This is a genomic window from Dietzia sp. NPDC055343 (assembly GCF_053645265.1).
Window position 1 is genome coordinate 20,303 of the sequence record NZ_JBSHMJ010000025.1, and the last position, 12,701, is coordinate 33,003.

The 12,701-nt window shown below is 69.9% G+C and carries 11 protein-coding genes; 4 read left to right on the top strand and 7 right to left on the bottom strand.

What is annotated here, in order from left to right:
• Positions 1–291 precede the first annotated feature (291 nt).
• The gene (locus ACWIE7_RS12715; protein WP_454069405.1) at positions 292–2,010 is read right to left on the bottom strand and encodes an alpha/beta fold hydrolase; all 1,719 of its coding nucleotides are present in this window, start codon (positions 2,008–2,010) and stop codon (positions 292–294) included.
• A 314-nt stretch (positions 2,011–2,324) separates the two neighbouring features.
• Here ACWIE7_RS12715 and ACWIE7_RS12720 point away from each other — a divergent pair, with 314 nt between their 5' ends.
• The gene (locus ACWIE7_RS12720; protein ID WP_454069418.1) at positions 2,325–4,235 is read left to right on the top strand and encodes a 2-oxoacid:acceptor oxidoreductase subunit alpha; all 1,911 of its coding nucleotides are present in this window, start codon (positions 2,325–2,327) and stop codon (positions 4,233–4,235) included.
• Between the two features lie 25 nt (positions 4,236–4,260).
• A complete protein-coding gene (locus tag ACWIE7_RS12725) occupies positions 4,261–5,331 on the top strand; it encodes a 2-oxoacid:ferredoxin oxidoreductase subunit beta (RefSeq protein ID WP_452100373.1) in 1,071 nt (356 codons plus the stop codon).
• A 200-nt stretch (positions 5,332–5,531) separates the two neighbouring features.
• Here ACWIE7_RS12725 and ACWIE7_RS12730 read toward each other — a convergent pair whose 3' ends face one another.
• The 3 genes from ACWIE7_RS12730 to ACWIE7_RS12740 form a co-directional block, all read right to left on the bottom strand.
• The gene (locus ACWIE7_RS12730) at positions 5,532–6,317 is read right to left on the bottom strand and encodes an NRDE family protein (protein ID WP_454056945.1); all 786 of its coding nucleotides are present in this window, start codon (positions 6,315–6,317) and stop codon (positions 5,532–5,534) included.
• Positions 6,318–6,328: 11 nt separating this feature from the next.
• Complete coding sequence (locus tag ACWIE7_RS12735; protein WP_452100375.1) at positions 6,329–6,916, bottom strand: hypothetical protein; 588 nt, start codon at positions 6,914–6,916, stop codon at positions 6,329–6,331.
• 87 nt (positions 6,917–7,003) lie between these two features.
• Positions 7,004–7,207, bottom strand: coding sequence for a cold-shock protein (locus ACWIE7_RS12740; RefSeq protein WP_230929865.1), 204 nt, complete (start codon positions 7,205–7,207; stop codon positions 7,004–7,006).
• Between the two features lie 236 nt (positions 7,208–7,443).
• On the opposite strand from ACWIE7_RS12740, the gene ACWIE7_RS12745 reads away from it, so the two are divergent.
• Together ACWIE7_RS12745 and ACWIE7_RS12750 are read left to right on the top strand one after the other, a co-directional pair.
• The gene (locus ACWIE7_RS12745) at positions 7,444–9,780 is read left to right on the top strand and encodes a DEAD/DEAH box helicase (protein ID WP_452100376.1); all 2,337 of its coding nucleotides are present in this window, start codon (positions 7,444–7,446) and stop codon (positions 9,778–9,780) included.
• Positions 9,781–10,070: 290 nt separating this feature from the next.
• Complete coding sequence (locus ACWIE7_RS12750) at positions 10,071–11,357, top strand: chloride channel protein (protein WP_454069419.1); 1,287 nt, start codon at positions 10,071–10,073, stop codon at positions 11,355–11,357.
• Positions 11,358–11,407: 50 nt separating this feature from the next.
• Here ACWIE7_RS12750 and ACWIE7_RS12755 read toward each other — a convergent pair whose 3' ends face one another.
• The 3 genes from ACWIE7_RS12755 to ACWIE7_RS12765 all read right to left on the bottom strand — a co-directional run bounded on the left by ACWIE7_RS12755 (position 11,408) and on the right by ACWIE7_RS12765 (position 12,428).
• Positions 11,408–11,725, bottom strand: a complete 318-nt coding sequence (locus ACWIE7_RS12755; protein WP_230929945.1) for an Rv3654c family TadE-like protein — start codon at positions 11,723–11,725, stop codon at positions 11,408–11,410.
• A 65-nt stretch (positions 11,726–11,790) separates the two neighbouring features.
• Positions 11,791–12,153, bottom strand: a complete 363-nt coding sequence (locus ACWIE7_RS12760; protein WP_344995125.1) for a TadE family type IV pilus minor pilin — start codon at positions 12,151–12,153, stop codon at positions 11,791–11,793.
• 92 nt (positions 12,154–12,245) lie between these two features.
• A complete protein-coding gene (locus ACWIE7_RS12765) occupies positions 12,246–12,428 on the bottom strand; it encodes a DUF4244 domain-containing protein (protein WP_452100408.1) in 183 nt (60 codons plus the stop codon).
• Positions 12,429–12,701 lie beyond the last annotated feature (273 nt).

Here is a 12,701-nt window from a genome sequence, read left to right on the forward strand (position 1 = left end):
ACCGACCGCCGGTCCCGGTCACGGTACGCGCGCCGGGGCCTTCTTATAGAAATTCATACCAGGCTATCGACGCCCGGCGAGAAACCCGAACCTGCCCGTCGGGAGCGCCTGCCCCCGTTCGGCGGGTTTCGTCCCGGTCCGCCGATGTGAGCCGGACCCTTGCCCAGGTGCCTTATATATGGGCCTCATCTCGAACTCTCCGCGACGGCGACGGCGACGCCGCGGTTGGCGTCGTCGTCGTTACGGTCCGACCCACCATCGCCGCTCCCGCGGCCTCACACCCGTCGGGGTTCAGACCCACGGTGCCGGCTCCGGCGCCGGCACCGGTGTGTCCAGGTAGAGCCCCTCCGGGACCTCCCCGGTGTGCAGATAGTCCAAGACCACTGCATCGACCCGGAGGTTTCCGGTATCGAAGTGACAGTGCACCGTACCCCTGATCCGGACCAGCGTGCCTCCGGTGGCCGCAGCGGTGGACGGTCCGAACATGCCGGGGGTGTTGGGATCGTGGTCAGACTGCAGTATCAGTGGCGGCGCGGCCATCTCGTTGGCGACGATACGGGGCGGCACGGTCGACGGCGGGTACAGGCAGTACGGGGTCTGCTCCTCCAGCGCCCACGAGTCCTCTCGCGTACTGCCCACGGAGTCGCTGCTCCCCAGCAACACCCCTGCCAGCGGGGTCCCCGACGGAGGCGCGGTCTCGTTGCAGTTGAGGATCGTCAAGTAGGTCTGGGTGTCAGAGGTCATCACCGGGACCGGAAGGCCCTCGGCGACCTGCTCCTCCAACTCGTCCGGGGTCGGCGGGTCGGTCACTGTGCCGTGGATCTTGGCCGAGATGATCCACGCGATATCGGACCACACCGACGGGTTCCTACTGTTCGCGTCCAGCACGGTGAAGTATCCCTTCGCCCCTTCCACGTCCCGGTTGAACGCCCCGGAGGACGCCGCCGCCGCATTGTCGAGCCGGGCCGACCCGGTGGTCAACGCATCGGCCGATCCGGCAGTGAAGGGTTCAGCCGAGGCTCCCGCCGATCCGCCGGACAGCGACCCCACGATCTCGTCCCCGGGCCGTGCCGGCGGGGGCAGGAACCGTGCGGCCGCCCGTCCCTCCGTCAGATCCAGCTCGTGGATACGGCGGTAGACCTTCAGCGGAGTATCGCCGAGGTCGTACGTGGCATCGTTCTGTGCGATCCACCCGAGAACGTAGTCGCGAGCCTGGTGGCGGTTCTCGGCCTGGTGGCGGTGGAAGTCGTACCACCACGTCTCGGTGGGGCCGACCGAGGAGTCGAGAAGCATCCGCTCGATACTCTCCGGGAACAGCGTCTGGTACATCATCCCGATCGCGGTGCCGTACGAGTATCCGAAGTAAGTGATGCGACCCAGACCCATGGCCTGACGCACGTACTCGTGGTCCCGGACGAGATTCTCTGTGGTGATCGACGAGACGAGCTCGGAGTCGGCGTCCATGCACGCCTTTGCCGCCGCGACCGCGCTGAGCTCCCCCGCCCGGTCGGGCGCACACTCGAGCGAGCCGGCCCCCTCGAGCCCGCGTGGCTGCACCACCACCAGATCGTGGTCCCGCCGGATGGTGTCCATCGGCGAGTCCTGGGCCGCGTCTATAGCGGAGTACCAGAGCGTCCGCGCATCGGCGCCCGGCCCGCCGGGGTTCCCGAAGACGGTTCCGGTCCGGTCCCCGGCGGCGGTGATCCGGCGGATTTCCACGTCGACCTTGCGGCCGCCGGGGTCAGAGTGATCGAGGGGGATCGGGACTGTGGCGCAGAGGACGTCGGCGCGGGGCATCCCGTAGAACTCGTCCTCCGGCGAACTGGCCGGGCACGCAGCCCAGGTGAGGGTGTCGACGCCGGTCGCCGCGGTTGCAGCCACGGGGGCGACCGCCGCGGTCGGGGTCGCCCCCGCGGCGGGAACCGCAAGTGGCAGGAGGACAGTGGCGATAGAGGTGGTGGCGACGGCGACAACGAGGCCGGCTGACGCTCTCTCACGAACTGGGGACATAGTGATAAGTCTTTCATCGTCGCTGCGCCGCGACGGCGAATTCATCGGACCAGCCCGCGGAATGGCTTCACATAGACAGACCGGTCTACACTTGCGAGGAGCAGCCACGGATGCGAACTGTAACCTGTTACAGTTCTGCGGAATCTGACGTGGCCGGAAGGCACGCCGGAACCGGCGTACCGTCGGTGGTTGAACGGACACACCCGTTCAGCCCGATCATCACGACTCAACGGAGGTCAGCAGCGGTGGGCAATGTGTCCAAGACCAGGCTGGACAAGGTGGTCATCCGTATCGCGGGTGACTCTGGTGACGGCATGCAGCTCGCTGGTGACCAATTCACCTCCGAAGCAGCAGCCTTCGGCAACGACCTGGCGACCCAGCCGAACTACCCGGCCGAGATCCGTGCCCCGCAGGGCACGATCCATGGTGTCTCCAGCTTCCAGATCCAGATCGCGGACTACGACATCCTCACCGCCGGTGACCGTCCCGACGTCCTGGTGGCCATGAACCCGGCCGCGCTCAAGGCGAACATCGCCGACCTGCCGTCGGGCGGGATCCTCATCGTCAACTCGGACGAGTTCACCAAGCGCAACCTCACCAAGGTCGGCTACGAGTCCAACCCGCTCGGATCGCCCGCGTTCGAGGCCTACCAGGTCCATGAGGTCGCGATGGGCACGATCACCATCGGCGCCGTCGAATCGGTCGACATCGGCAAGAAGGACGCCGAGCGCTGCAAGAACATGTTCGCGCTGGGTCTGCTCATGTGGATGTACGGCCGCACGGTTGAGTCCATCGAGAAGTTCCTGCAGGACAAGTTCGGCAAGAAGCCAACCATCCTCGAGGCCAACATCCTCGCGCTGCGCGCCGGCTGGAACTACGGCGAGACCACCGAGGCCTTCGCCTCGGAGTATGAGATCCAGCCCGCCAAGCTGCCGTCGGGCCGCTACCGCCAGGTCACGGGCAACACCGCTCTGGCGTACGGCCTTGTCACTGCAGGTGTTTCCGCCGAGATGCCGGTTTTCCTGGGTACCTACCCCATCACCCCGGCCTCGGACATCCTGCATGAGCTGAGCAAGCTCAAGCAGTTCGACGTGACCACTTTCCAGGCCGAGGACGAGATCGCCGGCGTCGCCGCCGCTCTCGGTGCCTCCTACGGCGGCGCCCTGGGGGTCACCTCGACCTCCGGCCCCGGCCTGGCCCTCAAGTCCGAGGCCATCGGCCTGGCGGTGATGACCGAGCTGCCGCTGGTGATCATCGACGTCCAGCGCGGCGGCCCGTCGACGGGTCTGCCCACCAAGACCGAGCAGTCCGACCTGCTACAGGCCCTGTTCGGCCGTAACGGCGAATCGCCGGTCGCCGTGGTGGCGCCGCAGTCGCCCGCCGACTGCTTTGACGCCGCCCGCGAGGCCGCCCGAATCGCTGTCACCTACCGCACGCCGGTCATCCTGCTCTCGGATGGCGCGATCGCCAACGGCTCCGAGCCGTGGCTGCTGCCCGAGGTGGAGGCCCTGCCCAGGATCGACAAGAACCTGGCCAGCGTGCCCGAGGGCGAGGATGCTATTGAGTACCTGCCCTACGCCCGTGACCCGGAGACTCTGGCTCGCGACTGGGCCATCCCCGGCACCCCGGGATTGGAACACCGCGTCGGCGGCCTGGAGAAGGCCAACGGCACCGGCAATATCTCCTACACCGGCGACAATCACGCCCTGATGACCCGTATCCGCGCACTGAAGATCGCGCTGATCGAGGTTCCTGACCTCGAGGTCGACGACCCCTCGGGCGAGGCGGACGTGCTGGTCATCGGCTGGGGCTCGTCCTACGGCCCCATCGGCGAGGCTGTGCGCCGCGCCCGCGCCAACGGACATCGCGTCGCCCGCACCCATGTGCGACACCTCAACCCGCTGCCCGCCAACATCGGCGAGGTCCTGGGCCAGTACCGCCGCGTCCTGGTTCCGGAGATGAACCTCGGCCAGCTGTCCATGCTGCTCAAGGCCCGCTTCCCGGCAGAGATCCAGCCCATCACCAAGGTGCAGGGCATGGCATTCTCCGCCGAGGAGCTGCAGGAGGCCATCGAGGCCGAGTTCGCCGGCCGTCTCACGCACGCCGAGCACGACAAGTACCGCCTGGCGCTCAACGGCGTGGCCACCACCACCGGTAAGCCCGCCGCCAGTAACCGCCGCCTGGGGACTACCGCCACCGGCACCACCACCGCCAACCGCCGCTGACATCACGAGCGAGGAGAGGATACCCATGACAAGTACCGATTCCGGACTCGTCGGCACCAATTTGCCGCTGGACGCGCTGGCGCATGTTCCCAAGACGGATGCTCCGCAGAAGCCCAAGGACTACACCTCTGACCAGGAGGTGCGCTGGTGCCCCGGTTGTGGTGACTACGTCATCCTGGCCACCATCCGTTCCCTGCTGCCCAAGCTGGGCCTCAAGCGGGAGAACATCACCTTCATCTCCGGCATCGGCTGCTCGAGCCGCTTCCCGTACTACCTCGAGACGTACGGCATGCACTCGATCCACGGCCGCGCCCCGGCGATTGCCACCGGCCTGGCCACCACGCGCGAGGATCAGTCGGTGTGGGTCGTCACCGGGGACGGCGACGCCATGTCGATCGGCGGCAACCACCTCATCCACACGCTGCGTCGCAACGTCAACCTCAACATCCTGCTGTTCAACAACCGGATCTACGGGTTGACCAAGGGCCAGTACTCGCCCACCTCCGAGACGGGCAAGGTCACCAAGTCCAGCCCCATGGGCTCGTTGGACCACCCGTTCAACACCCTGTCGCTGGCGCTGGGGGCCGAGGGCTCCTTCGTGGCCCGCGCGCTCGACTCGGACCGTAAGGGGCTGACCGAGGTCCTCGAAGCCGCCGCCGTGCACCGCGGCACCAGCTTTGTGGAGATCATGCAGGACTGCCCGATCTTCAATGACGGCTCCTTCGACATCCTCCGCAAGGAGAACGCTGCCGACCACCTCATCCCTGTGCGTCACGGCGAGAAGATCGTCTTCGGCGACGAGGGACAGCACTGCGTCGTGCGCAACGGATTCTCGCTGAAGGTTGCGGCCACCGCGGACGTGGACGAGGCGGACATCATCGTCCACGACGCCCACACCGACGACCCCGCCTATGCGCACGCACTGGCCAACCTGTCCAGCCAGGATCTGCAGTACACGGTCATGGGGATCATCCGCCAGATCCACCGCCCGACCTACGACGACCAGGCCCGCGCCCAGGTCGCCACCGCCAAGGAGACCGCCCCCGGCGACCTCCAGGCACTCCTGGACGGCCCCAACACCTGGACCGTCGCCTGACCTGAACCCCGGCCGGGCGGCCCTCCCCGGCTGCAAGACAACGCCCTCCAGTTGCAAGGCATCTCGTGCGAACCTGGCCGCGTATTGCGCACCGGAGGTCTTGCAACTGCGGGGCGGTGTCTTGCAACCCGCCGAGGCACGAGGCGGCGAGGCACGAGGCGGCGAGGCGCGGGACGGGACGGGGCGGGCGGCCCCGCGTCTCAGACCCGGGCCGTCGCCGTCCCTGCGATCCGCCCGCGGGCGTCCCAAGTGCGCTCGACCACATCGGTGGTGCCGTGCTCGTCGATCCGGATCGCGGTGGTCGACCGGGTGCCGTACCACCTACCCACGCGGACGAACCGCGAGGAAAGTCGCCACTCCTGGGTCAGGGGCACGCCGGTTCGCGGAAGACGGTGGAGCGGGGCTCTGCGGCGGTCGGCGAGCAGGTCGAGGAGCGGGGTGGACCAGTCGGGGTGGGAGACGGCGTCGTCGTCGACGTAGCGCTGCACGTCGATTGCCGCCCCGGTGACCTTCGGCCACGGCGTGTCCAGCGCGGCGTTGGACAGGCCGTGCACCTGCTCCCCCAGCCGCTCGGGTCCGCGACGGGACCGGTTGGACGCCCACCACAGCTCGTCGGGATCCCCGGCCAACAGGTTGACCCCCGCGTACCGGTCGAGGTCCGGGGCGATGTGGCGCACATAGTCGGTCGTCGGCACCGGCCCGGCGAGAGCGTCAACGGGGAGTTCGCCGCGTGAGGCATCGGACGGCGGCGGCGTGCCCGGCTCGCGGAAGTTGGTCACCGCCGAGAAATGCCCGCCGGGGGCCAGAGACAGCCAGGTCCCGCCGGCCGTGACATCCCGCCCGGCCACGATGCCTGCGGTCCCCTCGCGCTCGGCGGTCCACTCGTGCAGCGGCTCGGTGGGCCGGTCGAGTACCTCGTCGCGGTTGGCCACGACGATGAGGGGATATCGGGGATGCACCCGACGCGCCACGACGAGCATGCACATACGAACAGACGCTACCCGGGCCAGCACCCCTCGGGGACCTCGGCAGGCGCCGCCCCGAGGTTCTGGGCCAGCCGCGCACGAGCCCGCGCGGTCCCCAGCCTGAGCATCGGCCCACCGCCCTTCGAACCGATGTAGGTCGACCGGATACCGACGCGGTCCAGCGACTCCCCCAGGGCGGCCCGCCGCGGGGCGTGCTGTTCCGGGCCGGCGTCGATCCCCAGCTCGATGACACCACCCGGGGTGATCCGTCCCGCGGTCAGAAACCACACGCGCAGCGCACCCGCTGAAGGGGTCCACCCCGCCGGGACCGCCGAGACCGCGCCCCGCCGCCACCGCCGCACGACCGGGACCAGCGCCGCCGATCGCCCCGTGGAGACCGTGCACCGCCCGTCCCGGTCCGCCTCCGCGCGCACAGGATTGAGGCCGGCCTCGGCGAGCAGCGACATCAGCGCATCCGCCCGCCACGGCGCGTCGAGAGCCACCGACACCTGTGCCAGGGCGTCGGTGAGCGTCGACTGGCCCCGAGCGGCCAGCGCACCCTCCAGATCCGCGGGCTCCGGGACGTGGGAGTCCGCGGCGAAGAACGACAGCTGCGTCACGCGCCTGAGCCTACGGCCGCCCTCCGACACGATGCGAGGCCCCCACCGCGGATGCGGTGGGGGCCTCGACCAGATCGACCGGGATGGTCAGAGCGCGCGGACCGCCTGCGCCTGAGGACCCTTCTGGCCCTCACCGACCTCGAACTCGACCTGCTGGTTCTCCTCGAGCGACTTGAAGCCGCTGCCTTCGATGGAGGAGTAGTGGACGAAGAGGTCGGCGGAACCGTCCTCGGGGGCGATGAACCCGTAGCCCTTCTCCGCGTTGAACCACTTGACGGTGCCCTGTGCCATGTTTACTGCATTCCTTTTCCGTACTGCCAGATGCGACTCGCGGGATGGCCACGCGCGTCGGGCCGGCGCCCCCACCCCGGAATCCGAGGTGGATGAGACGGCCGCGTCCAGTAGATCACGAGAGCGTCCGCGGGAGAACCGATCTCTGCAGGTCGCTCGTGGATAAGGGAAGTTCGTCGCCGGTTCACGCCCACGCCACCGCCCGACGCGCCCCCGCTTCCCTCTACGGTCGAGGGGTGACGACGTACGGACGTGAACTCCTGGGGCATCTGCTCGACCAGCTGCCCGCCGACTCGTCCCCGCTCACCCACGCCGTGGACCTGCCCGCCCGCGAGGCCCGCCACGCCGACTGGCCGCGGTGGGCGCACCCGGGGCTGGTCGACGAGTTGACCGGCCGCGGAGTGGACCGCCCGTGGGCCCACCAGGTCGCCACCGCCGACCACGCCCACGCCGGCCGCGACGTGGTGGTGGCCACCGGCACGGCGTCCGGCAAGTCGCTGGGCTACCAGCTGCCCGCGCTCAGCGCACTGGCGGCGGACCGCAACGCGTGCGTGCTGTACCTGTCCCCCACCAAGGCGCTGGGCCAGGACCAGCTGTCGTCCGTGATCTCGCTGGTCGACGCGGTCCCCGACCTCGCCCACGTCGCCCCCGCCTCCTACGACGGCGACACCCCGACCGATGCCCGGCCGTGGATCCGCGAGAACTCGCGGTGGATCGTCACCAACCCGGACATGCTGCATCTCTCGGTGCTCGGCCGCGCCCGCCAGTGGACGCGCATCCTGCGGGGGCTGCGCTTCGTCGTCGTCGACGAATGTCACTCCTACCGCGGCGTGTTCGGCTCCAACGTGGCCCTCGTCCTGCGCCGGCTCGACCGCCTCGCCCGTGCCCTGGGCGCCGATCCCACCTTCGTCCTGGCCTCGGCCACCACCTCCGACGCCGCGGCCGCGGCGAGCACCCTCACCGGCCGCGACTGCGTCGAGGTCACCGACGACGCCTCGCCGCAGGGCGGCCGCACCGTCGCACTGTGGGAACCACCCCTGATGGAGGGGCTCACCGGGGAGAACGGCGCCCCGGTGCGGCGGCCGGCGCCGGTGGAGTCGTCGACGCTCATGGCCTCACTCGTCGCGGAGGGCGCGCGGACACTGACGTTCGTGCGCTCCCGGGCGGGCGCCGAGTCCACCGCCCTGCGTGCCCGCGAGAAGCTCGCCACGGACCACGGCGCGCGCGGACGCGAGCTCGCCGGGCGGATCGCCGCCTATCGCGCCGGGTACCTGGCCGACGACCGCCGCCGGCTCGAACGAGACCTGGCGGAGGGCGCGCTGGTGGGGGTGGCGTCGACGTCGGCGCTCGAGCTGGGCGTGGACATCTCCGGACTCGACGCCGTGGTCAGTGCCGGATTCCCCGGCACGATCGCCTCGTTCTGGCAGCAGGCCGGCCGTGCGGGACGCCGTGGCCAGGGCGCGCTGGTGCTGCTCGTGGCGCGCGACGACCCGCTCGACACCTACCTCGTGCACCATCCCGAGGCGCTGCTCGGGCGCCCCGTGGAGGCGACGGTCACCGATCCGCGTAACCCGGTGCTGTTGGCGGGCCAGTTGCGGTGCGCGGTGAGTGAGCGACCGATGTCGCACGCCGAGGCCGCCGCGTGGGGCGCGACGGAGGTACTGGAGGCGCTCGCCGACGACAACCTGGTCAGACGCCGGCCGGCGGGGTGGTATCCCTCCGCCGACGACCACGCTCCGCATGCCGAGGTCGATATCCGCGGGACCGGCGGGGCGGAGGTCATGATCGTGGACACCCTGGACGGGCGGATGCTCGGCACCATCGACTCGGTCCGGGCCCGCTCTCAGGTCCACCCGGGGGCGCTGTACCTGCACCAGGGCGAGTCGTTCGTGGTGGACGAACTGGATCTCGACGACGGGCTGGCCCTGTGCCGTCCCGAGGAGCCGGAGTGGACCACGTCGGCGCGGGAGCAGGTGACCATCGACCTGATCTCCACGCTCGAGTCGGTTCCGGCCGGGCCGGTGACCCTATCCTTCGCCGACGTGGAGGTGACCACCCGCGTGACCGGTTACCAGCGACGGTTGCGTGGTGGGGAGATCCTCGACGTGACCCCTCTCGACCTGCCCGAGACGACGCTGGCCACGCGCGCGGTGGTCTACACCGTCACCCCACAGCTGCTCCGGGTCGCGGGGCTGGAGGAAGCGGACTGGCCGGGCGCGCTGCACGCCGCCGAGCACGCGGCGATCGGGCTGCTGCCACTGGTCGCGACCTGTGACCGCTGGGATATCGGCGGGGTGTCGACGGCCCTGCACCCGGACACCGGCCTGCCAACGGTCTTCGTCTATGACGGCTACGCGGGCGGGGCCGGCTTCGCCGCGCGCGGGTTCCGGCGCGCCGAGGCGTGGCTGCGGGCGACGCTGGAGGCCATCCGGTCCTGTGAATGCGAGTCGGGGTGCCCGTCGTGCATCCAGTCCCCTAAGTGCGGCAACGGCAACGATCCGCTCTCCAAGCCGGGTGCGATCGCGCTCCTGGCGGAGGTGGTGGGGCAGTTGACTGAGGTCGGCGCCGCGTAGTCGGTGGTGCCGGATTGTGCGACGACGACAACGGTGGTGGCGGGCCCATCTACCGATCCGTGCGGCCGAATCCCGTCCGCGCACAACGCTAGTGGCACGGCAGTGCAACGATCTGCGGCGACCCACCAGGAAAGACGACCGGAGTTCGCTGAAGGTCAACTGCGCGTCTCGCCGCGGACTCCCGTCGCCAGGCCTATGGTCAAGCTGTGTCCCCGACCCATATTGGCACCGGCAGCGGGGACGCCCGTGGAGACGAGACCCGCGAGAACAGCACCCGCATCCTTGTGTGGATGACCCTGCTCGCCGTGCTCGCGGGTGTCCTCGCAGGGGCTGCTGGTGGTTCTTTCCGTTGGCTACTCGTTCAGGCCAACCAGTTCCGATTAGAAGTCGTGACCTGGTCGCACGACCTCGGCGGGGCCGGATGGCTCATCCCGGTAGCGATGTCGGCGGCCGCTGCGGTGGTGGCCGGACTCATCGCCACGAAAGTCCCGCTCGCTGCGGGCAGTGGCATCCAGCATGTCGAGGCCGTCCAGAGGGGCGAGGCCGAGGCCGCGCCGCTCAGTGTCCTGCCCGCGCGCTTTGTCGGCGGGCTCCTCTCCATAGGGCTCGGTGGCATGGTGCTCGGCAGAGAAGGTCCGACCGTGCACATGGGCGCCACTATCGGCGCGTGGTGCGGAAGGACCGCCCGGGCCACCGTCGACGAGATCCAGACCATGCAGTCGGCGCTGGCGGGCGCCGGACTCGCCGTCGCGTTCAACGCCCCGATCGCCGGGACCCTGTTCTGTCTGGAGGAGATCACCCACAAGATCAGAGTTCGATACGTTGTGTGGACCATGGCGTCGGTGGCGGTCGCGGTGATGACCAGCCGACTTATCCTCGGCGACCGCGCGGACTTCCACGTACCGGCGATCGCGGAGCCCGCCTTCTCGAAGCTTCCGATCTTCGCGATCTTTGGCGTGGTCGTCGCACTCTTCGGAGTGCTATACAACCGTCTCATCCTCGTGCTCCTGGCCTGGTTCGACGACCTGCACCGCATTCCGCCGCTGCTCAAGATCGGTGTGATCGGAGCACTGATCGGTGTGGCCCTGACTGTCGACGCCACCCTCGTCGGCGGTGGCGACGACCTGACCCAGGCACTGTTGACCGGCCAGCAGTTGACCTTTGTCGGCGTTGCCGTGATCGTGGTGGTTCGCTTCATCGCCGGCCCGCTCTCCTATGCCGCCGGTACTCCGGGCGGATTGTTCGCGCCGATGCTCGCACTCGGTGCGCTGTTCGGACTGGTTGCAGGACACATCGTCGACCTGATCTCCCCCGGGGTGGGAACCGAACTCGCGCCGGCTCTCATGCTCGTCGGCATGGCCACGATGTTCACCTCTGTCGTGCGTGCGCCGTTGACCGGCGCGATCCTGGTGATGGAGATGTGTGCCTCGACCGCGGTCGCGGTTCCGCTGCTCGCCGCCAGCGTGACCGCGGTGATCGTTCCACAGTTGCTCGGCTCGCGTCCGGTCTACGACCTCCTCCGCGAGCGGATGCTCGCCGCTCGCATCTCCTTCCCTCCGGCGTCTTCCGAAAGCTGAGACCCCCCGGGCCTGCCGGCAACCCGCGACGTCGGTGAATCAGCCGGGAATCAGACCGGCCCGGCGCGGGCCACCGCCGACGCCGTCCGTGTTCCCAACAGCCCGAGGTCGACCGGCACTTCCACGCGCGTTACCACGTCATCACCGTCGATCGTGCACACCGCCAGTCCCGCCCCGTTGGCGACAGCAATTCCGGAGGCCACCCCACACGCGTCCTCGCCCTCTCGAAGGGCATGTGCTGCGGCGAGCGCGGCCAGGTCCGCGGCCGACCGGGCGGAATGCGCGGCCACCGCAGCCCGCCCGATCAGCAGCACCGCCACGGCCAGAGCCAGGATCGCCGCCACGGCGAACGCGGTGGCGACGGTCATGGCGCCCGTGTCGTCGTCGGCCCTCCCCCATCCCGACGGGCGCGGTCCCGGACGCAGGCGGGCCGTCACCCCGTCGCTCCGGGCTCGACGCGCGCGACCGCCCGGGCGCGGAGTTCCACACCCGGCAGTCCCCGCGCCGGCGCCACCACAACGGCGGTGACGTGGGTGCCGCCGGCTTCCACGGTGACGTCGGCCTCTGGAGCGGCGGCCCGACCGGCCGACCGGCCCGGCCCCGTGCCGGAGGTCGCGGCGACCCGCGCGGCCTCGCGGGCGGCATCGACCACCCGGAGCTGGGTCGCCGCCGCGCCGGCCCCCGCGGCGGCGACCGCCAGCACCGTGATCAGAGACGCGATACCCAGTGCCGCCTCGACCGTCACCGACCCGGAGTCCGCACCCGCGCGGCGCATCGCGGGGTCAGACCCGCTCACGTTTCCCCAGGAAGGTTCGGCGAAGGAGCCGGATCTTCGACCACTCGGCGCCGCAGAACTCCCGGCCGCCACGCGGAGCCGACGCGACACGGTCACACCGAGGTGTTGAGAGCCTGCTCGATGATCCCGCCGAGAGCGTCGGGGATCGAGTCGCCGCTGACCACCGTGTAGAGCACCGCGCCGAACGCCGCGGCGGCGATCGTCCCCACCGCGTACTCCACCGTGCTCATGCCCGCCTCGGCGCAGGTGGCGCCGGCGAACCGTCGTCGGAGCATCACGCGGGCCCGGGCCAGTCGCGAGCCGGTGATCACGGGATTCTGAGGGGCGGGCTCGGGATCGGGCTCGGTGTCGGGCCCGGGGTCGAGCGACCCATCTGTCGGCTCGCCCATAGCCGCGGGTTGGGCTTCGGCCGGGGGTTCGACGGGCGAGGCGGCCCCGGTGGCGGGCCGGTCAGCGATTCCGGTGGTGCAGTTGATGGTCATCAGCGTTCTCCTTCTTTCGTGACCGGGGCGGCGTCTCCGCCCCGGAATCCGTGGGGCCGGGTCGGG